Source organism: Streptomyces sp. NBC_01454, assembly GCF_036227565.1.
Taxonomy (GTDB): domain Bacteria; phylum Actinomycetota; class Actinomycetes; order Streptomycetales; family Streptomycetaceae; genus Streptomyces.
Map to the genome: position 1 here is coordinate 6,107,151 of NZ_CP109460.1, position 18,592 is coordinate 6,125,742.

An 18,592-nucleotide genomic window follows, 5' to 3' on the forward strand; every position below is an offset into this window, starting at 1 on the left:
TTGGTCCGCATAAACATCCAAACCCCTGCCCGACGCAGGGCGGCGACCGACCAGCGAGTAAGGCCGCAGCCGACCGCGCGGGCGAGACTCTCGGGAAGGCGCTACGTGAGTCCCAACGGCTCCGACCGCTCGTCGCGGCGCCCGATGCGGCGGAAGCTGCCGCAGGTGCTTGCTGCGGGCCTGGTCCTGGCGACCGCTACTGGTTGCACATATAAGGACTTCCCCCGCCTCGGCATGCCAACGCCCGTCACCGACGAGGCGCCGCGGATCCTCTCTCTTTGGCAAGGCTCCTGGGCCGCCGCCCTCGCAACGGGCGTGTTGGTGTGGGGCCTGATCATCTGGAGTGTGATCTTCCACCGCCGCAGCAGGACCAAGGTGGAGGTCCCCGCGCAGACGCGGTACAACATGCCGATCGAGGCGTTGTACACGATCGTCCCGTTCATCATCATTGCGGTGCTTTTCTACTTCACCGCACGTGATGAGAGCGCGCTGCTGAAGACTTCCAAGAAGCCGGACCACGTCGTGAACGTGGTGGGCTTCCAGTGGAGCTGGGCGTTCAACTACCTGGAGAACGTGGACGGCAACAAGTCGACCACCAACATCAACTCCAGTGCACTCTCCGCGGTCCCGGACAAGTGGAAGAAGACCGCGCCGGCCGGTGCGGACGGTGTCTACGACGTCGGCACCCCGGGCGAGCGCAACCCGCAGACCGGCAACCCCGGTCCGACCCTGTGGCTGCCGAAGGGCGAGACGGTTCAGTTCGTGCTGACCTCTCGTGACGTCATCCACTCCTTCTGGGTGGTGCCGTTCCTGATGAAGCAGGACGTCATCCCGGGTCACACCAACGTCTTCGAGGTGACTCCCAACAAGGAGGGCACCTTCATGGGCAAGTGCGCCGAGCTCTGCGGCGTCGACCACTCCCGGATGCTCTTCAACGTCAAGGTCGTGTCCCCCGAGCGGTACCGGGCGCACCTGAAGGATCTGGCGAAGAAGGGCCAGACCGGATACCTGCCGTCGGGCATCAAGCAGACGGATCACGCCAGGAATGCGGAGACCAAGAACCAGTGAGCATCCTCAACGAACCTCAGGGTGCCGCCGCCGACACGGCTCCGGCAGCACCGCCCGTACGCAAGAAGCAACCCGGTATCGCTGTCGTTCAGTGGCTCACCACCACTGACCACAAGACCATCGGCACGCTCTACCTGGTCACGTCGTTCGCGTTCTTCTGCATCGGCGGCCTGATGGCGCTCCTCATGCGCGCCGAGCTGGCTCGTCCCGGCACGCAGATCATGTCGAACGAGCAGTTCAACCAGGCGTTCACGATGCACGGCACGATCATGCTGCTGATGTTCGCGACGCCGCTGTTCGCCGGCTTCGCGAACTGGATCATGCCGCTGCAGATCGGCGCGCCCGACGTGGCGTTCCCGCGGCTGAACATGTTCGCCTACTGGCTGTACCTCTTCGGCTCGCTGATCGCGGTGGCCGGCTTCCTCACCCCGCAGGGTGCGGCGGACTTCGGCTGGTTCGCGTACTCGCCGCTGTCGGACGCGGTGCGTTCGCCGGGCGTCGGTGCGGACATGTGGATCATGGGTCTGGCCTTCTCCGGCTTCGGCACGATCCTCGGTTCGGTCAACTTCATCACGACGATCATCTGCATGCGGGCACCGGGCATGACGATGTTCCGGATGCCGATCTTCGTCTGGAACGTCCTGCTGACCGCCGTGCTGGTCCTGCTGGCCTTCCCGGTGCTGGCGGCGGCGCTGCTCGCGCTGGAGGCGGACCGTAAATTCGGGGCGCATGTCTTCGATGCCGCAAATGGCGGTGCGTTGCTCTGGCAGCACCTCTTCTGGTTCTTCGGCCATCCAGAGGTGTACATCATCGCCCTGCCGTTCTTCGGCATCATTTCCGAGGTCATTCCGGTGTTCTCCCGGAAGCCGATGTTCGGTTACATCGGTCTGATCGCGGCGACGGTTTCGATCGCCGGTCTTTCGGTCACGGTGTGGGCGCACCACATGTATGTGACGGGCGGCGTGCTGTTGCCGTTCTTCTCCTTCATGACGTTCCTCATCGCGGTGCCGACGGGTGTGAAGTTCTTCAACTGGATCGGCACGATGTGGAAGGGCTCATTGTCCTTCGAGACGCCGATGCTGTGGGCGATCGGCTTCCTGATCACCTTCACCTTCGGTGGTCTGACCGGTGTCATCCTGGCCTCGCCGCCGATGGACTTCCACGTCTCCGACTCGTACTTCGTGGTGGCGCACTTCCACTACGTGGTCTTCGGCACGGTCGTCTTCGCGATGTTCGCCGGGTTCCACTTCTGGTGGCCGAAGATGACCGGCAAGATGCTGGACGAGCGGCTCGGCAAGATCACCTTCTGGACGCTGTTCGTGGGCTTCCACGGCACCTTCCTCGTCCAGCACTGGCTGGGTGCCGAGGGCATGCCGCGGCGTTACGCGGACTACCTCGCGGCCGACGGCTTCACGACGCTGAACACCATCTCGACGATCAGCTCGTTCCTGCTGGGCCTGTCGATCCTGCCGTTCCTCTACAACGTCTGGAAGACGTCGAAGTACGGCGAGAAGATCGAGGTCGACGACCCGTGGGGCTACGGCCGTTCGCTGGAGTGGGCGACGTCCTGCCCGCCGCCGCGGCACAACTTCCTCACCCTGCCGCGCATTCGCTCCGAATCTCCGGCGTTCGACCTGCACCACCCGGAGATCGCAGCCCTTGACGCGCTGCACAACGGCCACGGCACCGAGGCCGACAAGGCCCTCGCCGGCGGCAAGGAGGCGGGCAAGTGAAGATCCAGGGCAAGATGTTCATCTGGCTCGCCGTCTTCGTCCTCGTCATGGCGATCGTCTATGGCCTGTGGTCGAAGGAGCCGGCGGGCACCACCGCGCTGTTCCTCGCCTTCGGCCTGTGCATCATGGTCGGCTACTACCTGGCCTTCACGGCCCGGCGGGTCGACGCGGGCGCACAGGACAACGAGAACGCCGAGGTCTCGGACGACGCCGGCGAGCTGGGCTTCTTCAGCCCGCACAGCTGGCAGCCGCTGTCCCTGGCCATCGGTGGCGCGCTCGCCTTCCTGGGCGTGGTCTTCGGCTGGTGGCTGCTGTACTTCTCGCTGCCGGTGATCTTTGTCGGACTCTTCGGCTGGGTCTTCGAGTACTACCGCGGTGAGAACCGCACACAGTAAGCACGCGCAGTGCCGTACGGCGGGCCCGGACACCCCTGGGGGGCGTCCGGGCCCGCTGCGTTTCCCGGCCCGGGGCAGACCCGTTTGCAGTCCTCCAGCGCGCTGGGACAGGTGATTCTTCATATTTTTGGGACATGAGTCACAGACCTCGAACCCGGACGGTGCTGAGCTGCGGCCTCCTGCTCGTGCCCCTTGCGGTGAGCGCCACCGCGTGCGGGGGCTCGGATTCGGAAGCGCTCTCCGCCACTCCCTACGACGCGGCCGACCAGATCACGGCCAACACCCCCGACGGAAAGAAGAAAGCGGACCCCGACAAGCCGCTGGAGGTTTCCGTCAAGGGGGACGACGCGCGGATCACCGATGTGACCGCCACCGATTCCACCGGCCGCTTCGTCCGCGGCGAACTGAGCGCCGACGGCAGGCGCTGGCGCACCACGGTGCCCCTGGCCGCCGGCAGCCGCTACACGGTGCGGGTGAGCACCGAGGACGAGGACGGTTCACCCGGCCGCAAGACGCTCACCGTCAACACCGCGGCCGCCGCCGGTCAGTTGTCCGCGGCCTTCGGGCCGGTGGGCGGCGAGTACGGCGTCGGCCAGCCGGTCACCGCCGAGCTGAGCCGGCCGGTCAAGGATCCCCAGCAGCGAGCCATCGTCGAGAGTGCCCTGAAGGTCGACTCCATGCCGCGCGTCGAGGGCGCCTGGCACTGGGTGGACGGCAAGAAGCTGCACTTCCGCCCGAAGGAGTACTGGCCCGCCCACGCCACGATCTCGGTGCACAGCAACCTGGCCGGCCTGAAGATCGCCAAGGGGCTCTACGGCGGCCCGTCCAAGCCGCTGCGGCTCACCACCGGCGACCGGGTGGAGGCCATCACCGACGCGGGGTCGCACCAGATGACGGTGCTGCGCAACGGTGAGGCGGTCAACACCATCCCCGTGACCACCGGCAAACCCGGATTCTCCACCCGTAACGGCGTCAAGGTCGTCCTCGGCAAGGAGAGCTTCGTACGGATGCGCAGCTCGACCGTCGGCATCGCCGCCGGGAGCGGGGATTCCTACGATCTGCCGGTCTACTGGGCCACCCGGGTGACCTGGAGCGGCGAGTATGTGCACGCCGCACCCTGGTCCGTCGGCTCCCAGGGCGCGGCGAACGTCAGCCACGGCTGCACGGGCATGTCCACCAGCAACGCCCAGTGGTTCTTCAACCACGTCCGGGTCGGCGACATCGTCAAGGTCGTCAACAGCGGCGGCGACACCATGACGCCGTTCGACAACGGCTTCGGCGACTGGAACATGCCCTGGCAGGAGTGGCGGGCCGGCAGCGCGCTGAAGAACAAGGCCGCCAGCACCACAGGAGCCGCCGAGCGCGAACAGAACCCCGCCGACGACGCCCGGCTGCGCCCGACCCTCTGAGCGCCTCTCAGCAGGCCGCTCAGGCCTGTACGAGGTGCTTGCGGCGCAGCAGGCCGGCCAGCGCGTCGGCGAAGGCGACCGGGTCCAGCGGATGGGTCACCGCCGCGTCCGCACGGCTCCAGGTCGCCAGCCAGGCGTCCTGGGGGCGGCCGATCAGCAGCAGCACCGGTGGGCACCGGAAGATCTCGTCCTTGATCTGCCGGCAGACGCCCATGCCGCCCGCGGGGGCGGTCTCGCCGTCGAGCACGCAGACGTCGATGCCGCCCTGCTCCAGCGCCGTGAGAACGGCCGGGGCGGTGGCGCACTCCAGGATCTCGATCTGCGGGGCATCGGCGGCGGGGCGCCGGCCGGCCGCCAGCCGGACCTGCTCGCGGGTGCCTGCGTTGTCGCTGTAGACCAGCACCGTGGCAGTCGCCTGCATCGTTCCTCCACGCTTTGTAGCGGCACAGCATCGGGTGGGGCGGATGCTACTCCCGCGACGGGTGCCCGCAGGAGGGGTCGGACGGATCCGGGATCTTCCCGACGGGCCGTCAGGAGCGGCACCGCCGCGGCCCGGGCCCCGCGCCGCGCGCGCCGCGTCCCTCCTTCGAGCGACCGCCGAAATGCGCCGTACGAGCAGGGCATACGCCCTTGACACACCGAACGGCACCCCCCGGAGTGAGGGCGGGATAAGCGACCGACATAATGTCGGTCGTGGCGACAGCAACGACAGTAGAAACCGGGCACGCGCACCCGTCGGTCAATCGGCCGAACCTCACCAGCGTCGGAACCATCATCTGGCTGAGTTCCGAGCTGATGTTCTTCGCGGCCCTCTTCGCGATGTACTTCACCCTTCGATCGGTGACCGGCGAGGCGTATTGGAAGGAATCCGCCAGTGCGCTGAATCTTCCGTTCTCCGCGACCAACACCACGATCCTGGTGCTCAGCTCGCTGACCTGCCAGCTCGGCGTATTCGCCGCCGAGCGTGGCGACGTCAAGAAGCTCCGGGCCTGGTTCGTGGTCACCTTCATCATGGGTGCGATCTTCATCGGCGGTCAGGTCTTCGAGTACACCGAGCTGGTCAAGCACGAGGGCCTGTCGCTCTCGTCCGGCCCCTACGGCTCGGTGTTCTACCTGACCACCGGCTTCCACGGACTGCATGTGACAGGCGGTCTGATCGCCTTCCTGCTGGTCCTGGGCAGGACGTACGCGGCCAAGAGGTTCACCCACACGCAGGCCACCGCGGCCATCGTCGTGTCCTACTACTGGCACTTCGTCGATGTCGTCTGGATCGGCCTCTTCGCCACGATCTACCTGATCCGGTAACCGGTACGGGGCCTTGCCGGGCCCGCATATCAGACAGACATAGCCAAAGCATCGACGCAGAAGATCCTGACACCGGGGTAATCCGTGAAAAAGCTCTCCGCACGACGGCGCCATCCGCTGGCGGCGCTCGTCGTCCTACTCCTCGCGCTGGCGGTCACTGGGGGGCTGTACGCCGCGTTCGCGCCGGCGGACAAGGCTCAGGCCGATGACACCGCCCAGTCCCTTGCCATCAAGGAGGGCAAAAAGCTCTTCGCCGTGGGTTGCGCAAGCTGCCACGGCACCGGCGGTCAGGGCACCTCCGACGGCCCGAGCCTGGTCGGCGTGGGCGCCGCCGCCGTCGACTTCCAGGTCGGCACCGGCCGTATGCCCGCCCAGCAGCCCGGCGCCCAGGTGCCGCGGAAGCGGAACATCTACAACAATGCCCAGATCGACCAGCTCGCGGCCTATGTCGCGTCGCTGGGTGCCGGTCCGTCCGTCCCGGAGAAGTCGCAGTACAACTCCGACGGCGCCAACATCGGCAAGGGCGGCGAGCTGTTCCGCACCAACTGCGCGCAGTGCCACAACTTCACCGGTAAGGGCGGCGCCCTCACCAACGGCAAGTTCGCACCGACGCTCGAGGGCGTGGACCCGAAGCACATCTACGAGGCCATGCAAACCGGCCCGCAGAACATGCCCTCCTTCGGTGACGGTTCGCTGTCGCAGCAGAACAAGAAGGACATCATCGCGTACCTCGGCGCCGTCAACGGCGATGAATCCGAGAGCCCGGGCGGCCTTGACCTCGGTGGTCTCGGTCCGGTCAGTGAGGGTCTCTTCGGTTACATCTTCGGCCTGGGCGCGCTGATCGCGGTCGCCATCTGGGTCGCAGCCCGGACTACGAAGGCCAAGAAGTCATGAGCGAGACTGGACGACACGAAGACGTGCCAGAAGAAACCCTTCCCAGTGAGCGGGAGACGGCTCACGAAGGCGCGGTGGCCACGGCGGAGAACCCGTTCGCCGACCCGGGGCTCCCGCCCCACGAGCACCGTGCCCAGGACATCGACGAGCAGGCCGCCAAGCGCTCCGAGCGCACCGTGGCTCTCCTCTTCGTGGTGTCGATGATCGCCACGGTCGCCTTCATCGCCGCGTACGTGGCGATCCCGATCGACGAGATCGTCTACATCTGGCCGATCGGTCACATCAGCGCGCTGAACTTCGCGCTGGGTCTGACCCTCGGTGCGGCCCTGTTCTGCATCGGCGCCGGCGCGGTCCACTGGGCCCGCACGCTGATGTCGGACGAGGAGGTCGCCGACGAGCGCCACCCGATCGAGGCGGCCCCGGAGGTCAAGGCCAAGGTCATGGCGGACTTCGCACAGGGTGCGAAGGAGTCGCAGATGGGCCGCCGCAAGCTGGTCCGCAACACGATGTTCGGTGCGCTGGCCCTGGTGCCGCTCTCCGGTGTCGTCCTGCTGCGTGACCTCGGGCCGCTGCCCGGCACCAAGCTGCGGACGACGAACTGGAAGAAGGGCGTACGCCTGGTCAACCAGTCGACCAACCTCCCGCTGCGTCCCGAGGACATCGCCGTCGGCTCGCTCACCTTCGCCAAGCCCGAGGGCCTGGAGGAGGACGACGAGGAGTTCGCGCAGAAGATCGCCAAGGACGCCCTGATGCTCGTGCGGATCCAGCCGCAGAACATCAAGGACAAGCACGAGCTGTCCTGGTCGCACGAGGGCATCGTGGCGTACTCCAAGATCTGCACCCACGTGGGCTGCCCGATCAGCCTCTACGAGCAGCAGACGCACCACGTGCTCTGCCCCTGCCACCAGTCGACCTTCGACCTCTCTGACGGCGGTCGAGTGATCTTCGGTCCGGCCGGTCACGCCCTGCCGCAGCTGCACATCACGGAGAAGGACGGCTTCCTGGAGGCCGCAAACGGCTTCGAGGAGCCCGTCGGCCCGAGCTTCTGGGAGCGCGGATGAGTAACGAGACGAGCGCGACCACCACGCGCCGTGGCCAGGCGCCACGGGGCGAGCGGATCGCCGACTGGGCGGACGGCCGGCTGGGCATCTACAGCCTCGCCAAGTCCAACATGCGCAAGATCTTCCCGGACCACTGGTCCTTCATGCTGGGCGAGGTCGCGCTTTACAGCTTCATCATCATCATCCTGACCGGTGTCTATCTGACGCTGTTCTTCCACCCGAGCATGGCCGAGGTGACCTATCACGGTTCCTATGTGCCCATGCAGGGAATCCGGATGACGCAGGCCTTTGAGTCGACGCTGAACATCAGCTTCGACGTGCGCGGTGGCCTGCTGATCCGCCAGATCCATCACTGGGCCGCGCTGGTCTTCCTGGCCGCGATGATGGTCCACATGATGCGGGTGTTCTTCACCGGCGCCTTCCGCAAGCCGCGTGAGGTCAACTGGCTGTTCGGCTTCCTGCTGTTCGTGCTGGGCATGTTCACCGGCTTCACCGGCTACTCGCTCCCCGACGACCTGCTCTCCGGCACCGGCGTGCGGTTCATCGAGGGCGTCATCCTGGCGATGCCGCTGGTCGGTTCGTACCTGCAGTTCTTCATCTTCGGCGGGGAGTTCCCGGGGCACGACATCATCCCGCGGTTCTTCACGGTGCACGTGCTGCTGCTGCCGGGCATCATGCTCGGCCTGCTGGTGGCGCACCTGATCCTGGTCTTCTACCACAAGCACACCCAGTTCCCGGGTGCCGGCAAGACCAACAACAACGTCGTGGGCATGCCGCTGCTGCCGGTCTACATGGCCAAGGCCGGAGGCTTCTTCTTCCTGGTCTTCGGTGTGATCGCGGCGATCGCCGCGATCGCCAGCATCAACCCGGTGTGGGCCATCGGCCCCTACCGCCCCGACCAGGTGTCCACCGGCGCCCAGCCCGACTGGTACATGGGCTTCGCCGAGGGTCTGGTGCGTGTCATGCCGGGCTGGGAGTGGAACTTCTGGGGCCACACCATCAACTTCGGTGTGCTGATCCCGATCGTGATCTTCCCGCTGGTCCTGGTCGCGATCGCGGCCTACCCGTTCGTCGAGTCCTGGGTCAAGGGCGACAAGCGCGAGCACCACATCCTGGACCGCCCGCGCAACGTGCCCACCCGTACCGGCTTCGGTGTCGCCTGGCTGGTCGCGTACTTCGTGATGCTGATCGGTGGCGGTAACGACCTGTGGGCCACGCACTTCCACCTGTCGCTCAACTCGCTCACCTGGTTCGTCCGGATCGGATTCTTCGTCCTTCCGGTGCTGTCCTTCATCGCCACCAAGCGGATCTGCATGGGTCTGCAGCGGCGCGACAGGGACAAGGTGCTGCACGGACGCGAGTCCGGGATCATCAAGCGCCTGCCGCACGGTGAGTTCATCGAGGTCCACGAGCCGCTCGACCAGGAGCAGCTGCACGTCCTGACCCAGCACGAGCAGCCCGCGCCGCTCGAACTGGGCCCGGAGGTCGACGAGAACGGCGTGGAGCGCAAGCTCTCGCGTTCGCAGAAGCTGCGCGCCAAGCTCTCCAAGAGCTACTACGGCGAGGACAACGTCATCGCCAAGCCCACGGTGGAGGAGTACAAGGAGATCACCAGCGGCCACGGCCACCACTGATCTCCGCGGCGCCTCGTAGCGCACGAAGGAAGCACGCCACCCAGAGGGCCCCGTCGCACGACCGGACGGGGCCCTCCGGCATGCCCGGCGGCTCGATAGGGTGAACCGCAGAAGCAGGTGACGAACCAGGAGTGTGGACCATGAGCGTTGCGACCCCCTTCGGCGGCGACAGCGTGGCGGCTCACACCTGGCCGGGCCTCCTCAACGCCCTGCTCGACGGCCGTGACCTCACCGCGGACGACACCGCGTGGGCGATGGACAAGATCATGCGGGGCGAGGCCGGCGACGCCCAGATCGCCGGGTTCGCGGTGGCGCTGCGGGCCAAGGGTGAGACCGTCGCGGAGATCTCCGGCCTGGTCCGGACGATGTACGAGCACGCCCGGCTGATCGACGTGCCCGGCCCGAGCGTGGACATCGTCGGCACCGGCGGGGACGGCGCCAAGACCGTCAACATCTCCACGATGTCCTCGATCGTGGTGGCCGGCACCGGCGCCAAGGTCGTCAAGCACGGCAACCGCGCCGCGTCCTCGGCCAGCGGCGCCTCCGACGTCCTGGAGAAGCTGGGCGTCAATCTCGATCTCACCCCGCGGCGGGTCGTCGAGGTCGCCGAGGAAGCGGGGATCACCTTCTGCTTCGCGGTGAAGTTCCACCCCGCGCTGCGGCACGTCGCCAACGCCCGCAGCCAGCTCGGCATCCGCACCACGTTCAATGTGCTGGGCCCGCTGACCAACCCCGCGAAGGTCCGCGCGCAGGCGACCGGTGTCGCGGACGCCCGGATGGCGCCCATCCTGGCCGGGGTGCTCGCCGAGCGCGGCTCCTCGGCGCTGGTGTTCCGCGGCGACGACGGCATGGACGAGCTGACCACGACCGCGACCTCACGGGTGTGGATCGTCCGGGACGGCACGGTCCGCGAGGAGGCCTTCGACCCGCGGGACGTGGGGATCGAGCTGGTGCCGGTGGAGGCCCTGCGCGGCGCGGACGCCTCGTACAACGCGGAGGTGGCGCGCCGGCTGCTGGACGGGGAGACCGGGCCGGTGCGCGAGGCGGTGCTGCTGAACTCCGCGGCGGCGCTGGTCGCCCTGGAGCCCACTCACGCCCCGCTGGCGCAGCAGATCCGGTCCGCGCTCGACACCGCCGCCGCCTCGATCGACTCCGGGGCGGCCAAGCGGGCGCTGGAGCGCTGGGTGGCGGCCAGCAACGCCTGAGCGCACGGTCACACAGGGTGTGCCGCAAGGCCCGTTCCGTCATATGGACCGGGCCTTGCGCCGCACCGGCGGTATGGCATGATTCTGCGCAGGTCACGAGTGACAGCGACACAGGCCCCGGCCCGCTGTCCGGCAACCCTCCTTCCGTGGCGGGGTGCCCCGGGTGATGACCAGGCCGCAGGCAGCGAGGTCTGCGGCAAGCGCGGATCCCTCGCCAGGGATCCTGGTCCTCGAGGGAGAACTTCCGTGAATCAGCGAATGCGATAGGGCTCGACGGCCCCTTCTCCGCATCCCTTTTTCCTTTCCGCTGCGGTGCCCCGACGGCTGCTTCCGCGCGCCTGCCCGCAGCGAATTCGCTTACCTCTTACGGGAGTTCGCCATGTCTGTTGCCGCCGTTGCCGCCGACCGTTCCGTTTGTCCCCCGCTGCCGGTTCTCGGACGGGATGTCCGCGTCCCGCTCGTGACCGGCGGCGAGGTCGATTACGCCGCGCTGGACTACGCCGCCAGCGCCCCCGCGCTGCAGCGGGTCTGGGACGACGTGGCGGCCTACGCCCCCTACTACGGCAGCGTGCACCGCGGCGCCGGATACCTCTCGCAGCTGTCCACCGACCTGTTCGAGAACAGCCGCCGGACGGTCGCGGAATTCCTCGGCTGCCGCGCCGACGACCAGGTGGTGTTCACCCGCTCGACCACCGACTCGCTGAACCTGCTCGCCGCCGCCCTGCCGCAGGGCACCCGGGTGTTCGTCTTCGAGACCGAGCACCACGCCTCGCTGCTGCCGTGGGAGCAGCGCGCCGATGTCGCGGTGACCTATCTGAGCGCCCCGCGCACCCCGCAGCAGGCGGTGGAGGGCCTGGAGAAGGCGCTGGCGGAGCTGGCGGCATCCCCAGCGGTGGCCGGGGGGGAGCCGTACGGGCCGGCGCTGGTCTGTGTGACCGGGGCGTCGAACGTGACCGGTGAGCTGTGGCCGGTGCGGGAGCTGGCGGCCGCCGCGCATGCGCACGGCGCGCGGATCGTGCTCGACGCGGCGCAGCTCGTCCCGCACCACCCCGTGGACCTCGCCGAACTGGACGTCGACTGGGTCGCGTTCTCCGGGCACAAGCTGTACGCGCCGTTCGGCTGCGGGGTGCTGGCCGGCCGGGCGGACTGGCTGCGCGACGCCGCGCCCTACCTCGCCGGCGGCGGCGCCAGCCGCAAGGTCACGCGACGCGTGAGCGGGGAAGGGGCCGGCGGGGTGGACGTCGAGTGGCACACCACTGCGGCCCGCCACGAGGCCGGCTCGCCGAACGTCATCGGCGCCTATGCGATCGCCTCCGCCTGCCAGGCGTTGACCGAGGCCGGCTTCCCGGAGCTCATCGCCCGTGAGCAGGCCCTGATCGAGCGGGTCCGGGCGGGCCTGGCCGAGGTGCCCGAGGTCCAGGTGCTGTCGCTCTTCGGCGCGGACGCCGCCCGGGTGGGCGTGCTCTCGTTCGTCGTCGAGGGCTGGAACAGCTCACACTTCGCGGCGGCGCTGTCGGCGGAGTACGGCATCGGCGTCCGCGACGGCCTGTTCTGCGCCCACCCCCTCGTCCGGACCCTGCTGGGCAGCGAGCCCCAGGACCCGGGCGAGTGCGGCGCCCCCGAGGCGGCCCCCGGCGAGCGGTCCCTGAACGCCATCCGCGTCAGCTTCGGCGCCGGCACGCCGGAGGAGCACATTGACCGCTTCCTCCACGCGGTCCGCGAACTGCTGACGGACGGCGCCCGCTGGAACTACCGCACGGAGGACGGCCGTTGCGTGCCGGCGCGTAGCGCGGATTGATTCCCACGTTGTCGGCTTTCCCGCCGTGGTGGTTGCTCACCGTTTGTCGCCCGCTTCGCGGTGCGCCCGTCGTTGCGCCTTTCCGCTGCGCGGGGCTGATTCCCGCGTTGTTGTCTGTCCCGCCGTGGGTGTTGTTCGCCGTTGCGCCTGCGGCGGGCGGGTGGGTGTGGGGTGCGGTGACGGGCCTCCGGGGGTGGGTGTTCGGACTGCTTCGCTTTACGTCCGAACACCCACCCCCTCCGGCCCGTCCCCTCCCGTGGGGGGATGAGTGAACGTGTGTGGGGGCGGGCCGCCGATGGCCGTCTCGGTACGACCTGTCAGGCGCGCTGGACCAGCTACGTCCACCCCCACCGGCTGTTCCTCTCCCACAACGGGAGGGGGCGGGCCGGAGGGGCCGGTGTGTGGGACGTAAAGCGAAGCAGTCCCACACACCGGCCCCGGAGGTCCGTCACCGCACCCGACAGCCCCGCGCAGCGGACCCCGCCCGCCGCAGGCGCAACGGCGAGAAACCACCACGGCGGGACAGCCAAAAACGTGGGAGGGAAGCCAAGCGCAGCGGAGTGGCTAGGCTTCCAGCCCGATCGCAAAGGCGGCCTCGAGGTCGTGCTGGGAATACGTGCGGAATGCGATGTGCGTTTCCGTGGAGGCGACGCCCGGGACCTTGCTGATGTGGCCCGGGATGACGTCCGCGAGGTCGTCATGGGCGGCGACCCGCACCATCGCGATCAGGTCGTGGGCGCCGGTGACCGAGTAGACCTCGCTGACCCCGTCCAGGGCGGCGATCTTCTCGGCGATCTCCGGGATCTGGTCCACGCTGGTCTTGATGAGCACGATCGACGTGATCACGGCTGGCTCTCTCCCTCGGTCGCCCGGTCGTTCCGCCTGGTGGCCCCCACACTATCCCTCCTGTAGCGGGCCCAGGCGTAGAGGAAGCCGAGGGCGAATCCGATGACATGGGCGAGGTAGGCGACCCCGGGGCCGCGCGAGTCGTGCTGCGCGGCCTGCCACTGCAGGAAGAACCAGAACAGCAGCACGATCCAGGCGGGAAAGCGCAGCGGCAGGAAGAAGAGGAAAGGGAAGACGCTGGTCACCCGGGCCGTGGGAAACAGGTAGAGGAAGGCCCCCAGCACACCGGAGATCGAGCCGGAGGCGCCCACCAGGGTCTGGCCCGAGGAGGCGTGGGCGGCCGCGTAGCCGAGCAGCGCGAGGTAGCCGATGATGAGGTAGAAGGCGGCGAACGGGAGCCGGCCCATACGTGCCTCGGCCATTCCGCCGAACACGTAGAGAAAGAGCATGTTGCCGAGCAGGTGCAGCCAGCTGCCGTGCACGAACAACGCGGTCAGCGGCGTGATCAGGGCGCGCAGCGAGCCGCTCCACAGCTCCAGCGGGATCACGCCCCACCGCTCGAAGTACGCGGTCTGGGCCTTCAGCAGGGCGTCGCCGGTGCCGTATATGCGGTTCAGGCCGGATGCCGGGCCGATCACGAAGACCGCGCAGCACAGGCCGATCAGCACATTCGTCACCCGCGAGAACACCGCGGTCAGCGACCGGGTGGCATGCGGCGGACGCGGAAGGAGACCGGACGAGCGGGGTGAACGGGGAGAGGGGGCCGGCGCCGTCATGAAGTGATCATTGCTCAATGCGGGCAATCGGGACAGAGTGCCTCGCCGCATCCCGGCACCCGGGCAGGGCCCGCACCCGCCCCCCGTCAGGCCGTAGGGTTACAGGCAGAACTTTGCGTATTTCCGCAGTCCGACGGCGCACCGCGTGAACGGCGCAGCAGCACGAGATCGATGAGATCGACGAGCACGAAAGAGGACGACAGGATGTCTGTTCCCCTGCCGACGGCCGAAACCCGGTGGCGCTGCACGCTGTGCGGCAACCTCACCCGTTTCGACGTGACCCGCCAGGCCAAGGTGGTGGAGTACGTCCATCTGGACCTGGCCGGCGAGCCGAAGGTGGAGGAGCGCGAGGTCCTCAGTGAGAGCATCGAGTCCGTGCGCTGCCGCTGGTGCAACGCGGTCGACCAGATCGAGCTGGTGGACCGCCCGGGCGCGAACGCCTGAGATCGGAGCGAGGCAGCCGTGGTGGACCGTCCAGAAGGGGAGCCGGGGGCCCAGCGTGACGACGTACCCGAGGGTGCGGCGGACGAGGTGCTCGACCGACCGCTGCCCGAGGGCGTACGGCGCCGTGTCGTGGCGCTCACCGCGGAGTCGTTCGGCGCGCTGACGGTCGCCGAACTCCCGCCCCCACTGCGGCAGTACGCCCGTTTCACCCCGACCCGTCGGGCCAAATTCGCCGGAAATGCGATGGCTTCCGCCCTGGAGGGCGATGCGGTCTTCCGGCAGCGGATCGCCGGCAAGCTGCGCGAGGCGCAGCCGGAGCTCGCCTCGGCGCTGGAGCACGGCAATCCGCCGGCGGCCGCCGAACCGCTCGATGTCGCGGCGGCCGCCTATGTGCTGCGCCCCGAGGGCTGGGTCAAGCTCGTCGAGGCCGCCGGTGAGGAGGCCCAGCGGGCGCGCGCCGAGCGGGCCGGCGAGGAGGCCGAGCGGGAACTGGCCAGGCTGCGAGAGGAGCTGGCGCAGGCGCGCGGCGAGGCCCGTACGGAGGCCGACCGGATCCGGGCCGACCTCGACACGGTCCGCAAGGAGAACGAGTCGCTGCGGCGCAAGCTGCGCAGCGCGCTGAGCGACGTCAAGCGCGGTGAGGCCGCGGTGCGCAAGGCCGATGCCGCCCTCGCGGAGACCCGGGACCGGGCGGCCACCGAGAAGACCGCGGCGGACAGCGAGGTGCGCCGGCTCAAGGCCCGGATCGCGGAGGCCGAGACGGCGCTGGAGACCAGCCGGCGAGCCGCCCGCGAGGGCCGCAGCGTCGAGGACATGCGGGTGCGGCTGCTGCTCGACACGGTGCTGGACGCGGCCCAGGGACTGCGCCGCGAGCTGGCGCTGCCGCCGGCCAACGTCCATCCCGCGGACACCGTCGAGGCGGTCGCGCCGGGCCGGATGACGCCCAAGGACATCGCCACCCGCGCGCTGTCGGAGATGGACCCGGCGCTGCTCGACCAGCTTCTGGCGCTGCCGCAGGCGCATTTGGTGGTGGACGGCTACAACGTCACCAAAACCGGCTATCCGACCATGCCGCTCGACAAGCAGCGGCTGCGGCTGCTGGGCGGCCTCGCGGTGCTGGCGGCGCAGACCGGCGCGGAGATGACCTGTGTCTTCGACGGGGCGGAGCTGGCGGCGCCGGTGCTGCTCGCGCCCCCGCGCGGCGTAAGGGTCCTTTTCAGCAAACCGGGCGTAACGGCCGATGAGTTGATTCGTCAGCTGGTTCGGGCCGAACCGCCCGGCCGTCCGGTCGTCGTGGTCTCCACGGACCGGGAAGTGGCCGACGGAGTGGCGAAGGCCGGGGCGCGCCCGGTCGCATCGGCCCTGCTCCTCAAGAGGCTTGCCCGGACCTGAGGCGCCGGGCTCCCGGGGCACCGGACGGCGGGAAAACCGCTGCGCTCCGTGTCTGAGCGTCAGTTGGCGCTCACTGCCTGTGTGACGTTGGTAAAGGATGGGGCTGGTGGCGCAGTTTTTTCCCCTGGGGATTTGAAGCGATCACAGCTCGGTTACTAAGGTCAGCCCCGAACCTTCATGCAGATGATTATCCAACCGGGATGAACAGTGAAGGTACCGCCGAGTCCGCGGCGTTCACGCGGAGCCGGGGTCTCACCCCCCCCCACTTCCCGGTAGGCGGCTGGAGGAAGAAGGAGCTCGCCCCCGTGGCGTCCCACCGTCGACCCAAGCAGCCGAGCCGTACCCGCGTGACCGTGCTCACCGCCACCGCCGCGGCGGCCGTCGCCCTGTCGTCCCAGGCCGCCCAGGCCGACCCCCACCAGTCGAAGAAGGACGTCAAGTCCGAGGTCGACAAGCTCTACAACGAGGCCGAGCAGGCCACGGAGAAGTACGACGGGGTCAAGGAGCAGCAGGACAAGCTCCAGAAGGAGGTCGACGACCTCCAGGACAAGGTGGCGCGCGGTCAGGGTGACCTCAACCAGCTGCGCAAGGGTCTCGGCGCGGTCGCCTCCGGCCAGTACCGCAGCGGCAGCATCGACCCCTCGGTCCAGCTGTTCCTCTCCGGCGACCCGGACACCTACCTCGAGAAGGCCGCCACGCTCGACCAGTTGAGCGGCAAGCAGGCCGAGCAGCTGAAGACCATCGCGGACAAGCAGCGCCGGCTCGCCCAGGAGCGCGCCGAGGCCGCGGGCAAGATCAAGGACCTCACCGACACCCGTAAGGCGCTCGGTGACAAGAAGGACGAGATCAAGGGCAAGCTCGCCAAGGCGCAGCAGCTGCTCAACCGGATGACCGCCAAGGAGCGGGCGGCCATGCAGGCCGAGGAGAACCGCGCCAACCGCAGCAACGACCGGGCCAACCTCGGCAGTGACGTCCCGGCGTCGCAGCGCGGTGCGGCCGCCCTCCAGGCCGCCCAGTCCAAGATAGGTTCGCCCTACGTCTGGGGCGCCACCGGCCCGTCGTCCTTCGACTGCTCCGGTCTGACCTCCTGGGCCTACGCGCAGGCCGGCCAGTCGCTGCCGCGCACCTCGCAGCAGCAGGCCAACGCCGGTACCCGGATCTCCTCGCAGAGCGACCTCAAGCCGGGCGATCTGGTGCTCTTCTTCAGCGACCTGCACCACATCGGCCTCTATGCGGGCAACGGCATCGTGCTGCACGCGCCGAAGCCGGGCGCCCAGGTGCGCTACGAGCCCATCGGCAACATGCCGTTCGCGTTCGGCGTGCGGGTCTGACAAGCCTCACAACACTCTCAACCTGCCGCCCGAACGGGCGAATTGCGGCCGCGGCCGCTGACTTACCGCCCCGTCGGTGACCTGCACAGTCACCGGCGGGGCGGCGCCGTGTGGGCGAAATGCGGTCTTTGGTCGGTGTGGACCGCCGCCGTTACTGTCTGCCCTCGCAGCATCCGGTCACCGACGCCCTCCCGGGGCGGCAGGGGCTGCACAGGGAAGGAGTGCGGCTTTCGTGGTGTCCCACCGCCGTACCTCGCAGCACGGCCAGAGCACCCTCGCCGGGGTCACCGTTGTGTCGGCCGCCCTGGCGACCGCGGCCGCCGCGCTGTCGGCACCGCCGGCGTCCGCCGATCCGGCCGGTCACGCGGCCGCCGGCCGCGCGGCGGCGACCGCACACGTCGAGCGTCTCTACGCGCAGGCGGAGCGGGCCACCGAGAAGTTCGACGGTGCCCAGGCACGGACCAAGGAACTGCGCGGCCGGGTGACGGCCCTGCAGGACCGCACCGCCCGTGCCCAGGAGCGGGTCAACCGGATGCGGGGCCGGCTGGGCGCGCTGGCCGCCGCCCAGTACCGGTCCGGCGGCATGGACCCCACCCTCCAGCTGATGCTCTCCGAACGGCCCGACACCTTCCTGGAGAAGGCCTCCGCGCTCGACCGGCTCGGCGCCGACCAGGCCGGCCAGCTGCGCAGGCTCCGGGCGGCACAGCGCTCCCTGGAGCAGCAGCGCAGGGAGACCACGGCGAAGCTGGCGCAGCTGGAGGCCAGCCGCAAGGACGTCGCCCGCCACAAGCGGGACGTCCAGCGCCGGCTGGCCACCGCGCGGCGGTTGCTGCACGCGCTCCCCAAGGACGCCAGGAAGGCCTTCGAGCGGGCCGCCAGGAGCGACGGGCGCCACGGGGTGGTCCCGGACCTGCACGGCGCCGTCCCCGCCTCCGGGCGGGCCGCGGCGGCCGTCGCCGCGGTGCGCGCCGCGGTCGGCTCGCCGTACGCCTGGGGGCGCAGCGGCCCCTCGGCCTTCGACTGCTCCGGGCTCACCCAATGGGCCTACGGCCGGGCCGGAGTCTCCATCCCGCGGACCTCGCAGGCCCAGCGCGGCGCCGGCCGGCAGGTGCCGCTCAGCCAGGCGCAACCCGGTGACCTGGTCATCTACCGCGCGGACGGCAGTCATGTCGGGATGTACGTGGGCAACGGCCAGGTGGTCCACGCGCCCTATCCCGGCGCACGGGTGCGCTACGACCCGGTCGGGATGATGCCGATCTCGGCCGTCACCCGCCCCTGAGACGCAGCCCAGCGTTTTTGCC

The 18,592-nt window shown here is 69.0% G+C and carries 17 protein-coding genes and 1 riboswitch; of the genes, 14 read left to right on the top strand and 3 right to left on the bottom strand.

Translation table 11 applies throughout. From position 1 onward, the window contains the following. The first annotated feature begins 105 nt into the window (after window positions 1-105). From ctaC to OIU81_RS27025, 4 genes are all read left to right on the top strand, one after another. Complete coding sequence (gene ctaC / locus OIU81_RS27010) at window positions 106-1,068, top strand: aa3-type cytochrome oxidase subunit II (protein ID WP_329151848.1); 963 nt, start codon at window positions 106-108, stop codon at window positions 1,066-1,068. Continuing rightward, window positions 1,065-2,801, top strand: a complete 1,737-nt coding sequence (gene ctaD / locus OIU81_RS27015; RefSeq protein WP_329151849.1) for an aa3-type cytochrome oxidase subunit I — start codon at window positions 1,065-1,067, stop codon at window positions 2,799-2,801. Before ctaC ends, ctaD begins: the two co-directional genes overlap by 4 nt. Further along, window positions 2,798-3,196 (top strand): cytochrome c oxidase subunit 4, encoded by a 399-nt coding sequence (locus tag OIU81_RS27020; RefSeq protein WP_189098244.1) that lies wholly within the window; start codon window positions 2,798-2,800, stop codon window positions 3,194-3,196. The genes ctaD and OIU81_RS27020 overlap by 4 nt, the downstream gene beginning before the upstream one ends. Before the next feature lie 134 nt (window positions 3,197-3,330). Further along, the gene (locus OIU81_RS27025) at window positions 3,331-4,605 is read left to right on the top strand and encodes a L,D-transpeptidase (protein WP_329151852.1); all 1,275 of its coding nucleotides are present in this window, start codon (window positions 3,331-3,333) and stop codon (window positions 4,603-4,605) included. A gap of 19 nt (window positions 4,606-4,624) precedes the next feature. Here the strand turns inward: OIU81_RS27025 and OIU81_RS27030 are convergent, their stop codons facing one another. Beyond that, the gene (locus OIU81_RS27030; protein WP_329151854.1) at window positions 4,625-5,026 is read right to left on the bottom strand and encodes a hypothetical protein; all 402 of its coding nucleotides are present in this window, start codon (window positions 5,024-5,026) and stop codon (window positions 4,625-4,627) included. A 263-nt stretch (window positions 5,027-5,289) separates the two neighbouring features. Here OIU81_RS27030 and ctaE point away from each other — a divergent pair, with 263 nt between their 5' ends. The 6 genes from ctaE (at window position 5,290) to OIU81_RS27060 (ending at window position 12,502) form a co-directional block, all read left to right on the top strand. Then, complete coding sequence (gene ctaE / locus OIU81_RS27035) at window positions 5,290-5,910, top strand: aa3-type cytochrome oxidase subunit III (RefSeq protein WP_006606088.1); 621 nt, start codon at window positions 5,290-5,292, stop codon at window positions 5,908-5,910. Between the two features lie 84 nt (window positions 5,911-5,994). Continuing rightward, window positions 5,995-6,804, top strand: coding sequence for a cytochrome bc1 complex diheme cytochrome c subunit (gene qcrC, locus OIU81_RS27040; protein ID WP_329151857.1), 810 nt, complete (start codon window positions 5,995-5,997; stop codon window positions 6,802-6,804). Beyond that, window positions 6,801-7,865: a cytochrome bc1 complex Rieske iron-sulfur subunit gene (gene qcrA / locus OIU81_RS27045; RefSeq protein WP_329151859.1), complete on the top strand. Its 1,065-nt coding sequence runs from the start codon at window positions 6,801-6,803 to the stop codon at window positions 7,863-7,865. The genes qcrC and qcrA overlap by 4 nt, the downstream gene beginning before the upstream one ends. After that, window positions 7,862-9,499 (top strand): cytochrome bc1 complex cytochrome b subunit, encoded by a 1,638-nt coding sequence (gene qcrB / locus OIU81_RS27050; protein WP_329151861.1) that lies wholly within the window; start codon window positions 7,862-7,864, stop codon window positions 9,497-9,499. Before qcrA ends, qcrB begins: the two co-directional genes overlap by 4 nt. Window positions 9,500-9,639: 140 nt before the next feature. Continuing rightward, the gene (gene trpD, locus OIU81_RS27055; RefSeq protein WP_329151863.1) at window positions 9,640-10,704 is read left to right on the top strand and encodes an anthranilate phosphoribosyltransferase; all 1,065 of its coding nucleotides are present in this window, start codon (window positions 9,640-9,642) and stop codon (window positions 10,702-10,704) included. A 91-nt stretch (window positions 10,705-10,795) separates the two neighbouring features. Beyond that, window positions 10,796-10,913: riboswitch (SAM riboswitch) on the top strand. A gap of 170 nt (window positions 10,914-11,083) precedes the next feature. Next, entirely contained in the window at window positions 11,084-12,502 is a 1,419-nt protein-coding gene (locus OIU81_RS27060; protein ID WP_329151865.1) for an aminotransferase class V-fold PLP-dependent enzyme, read from the top strand. Between the two features lie 564 nt (window positions 12,503-13,066). Here the strand turns inward: OIU81_RS27060 and OIU81_RS27065 are convergent. Next, the gene (locus tag OIU81_RS27065; RefSeq protein ID WP_329151867.1) at window positions 13,067-13,348 is read right to left on the bottom strand and encodes an Lrp/AsnC family transcriptional regulator; all 282 of its coding nucleotides are present in this window, start codon (window positions 13,346-13,348) and stop codon (window positions 13,067-13,069) included. Next, on the bottom strand, window positions 13,345-14,124 hold the full coding sequence (locus tag OIU81_RS27070; RefSeq protein ID WP_443074052.1) for a rhomboid family intramembrane serine protease: 780 nt from the start codon (window positions 14,122-14,124) through the stop codon (window positions 13,345-13,347). The genes OIU81_RS27065 and OIU81_RS27070 overlap by 4 nt, the downstream gene beginning before the upstream one ends. A gap of 204 nt (window positions 14,125-14,328) precedes the next feature. Between OIU81_RS27070 and OIU81_RS27075 the strand changes: the two genes are divergently transcribed. The 4 genes from OIU81_RS27075 to OIU81_RS27090 all read left to right on the top strand — a co-directional run bounded on the left by OIU81_RS27075 (window position 14,329) and on the right by OIU81_RS27090 (window position 18,570). After that, the gene (locus OIU81_RS27075) at window positions 14,329-14,568 is read left to right on the top strand and encodes a hypothetical protein (RefSeq protein WP_329151869.1); all 240 of its coding nucleotides are present in this window, start codon (window positions 14,329-14,331) and stop codon (window positions 14,566-14,568) included. 18 nt (window positions 14,569-14,586) lie between these two features. Then, entirely contained in the window at window positions 14,587-15,960 is a 1,374-nt protein-coding gene (locus OIU81_RS27080; RefSeq protein WP_329151871.1) for an NYN domain-containing protein, read from the top strand. A gap of 305 nt (window positions 15,961-16,265) precedes the next feature. Continuing rightward, window positions 16,266-17,291 (top strand): C40 family peptidase, encoded by a 1,026-nt coding sequence (locus tag OIU81_RS27085; protein ID WP_329151872.1) that lies wholly within the window; start codon window positions 16,266-16,268, stop codon window positions 17,289-17,291. A gap of 232 nt (window positions 17,292-17,523) precedes the next feature. Beyond that, a complete protein-coding gene (locus OIU81_RS27090) occupies window positions 17,524-18,570 on the top strand; it encodes a C40 family peptidase (protein ID WP_329151873.1) in 1,047 nt (348 codons plus the stop codon). Window positions 18,571-18,592: the final 22 nt, after the last annotated feature.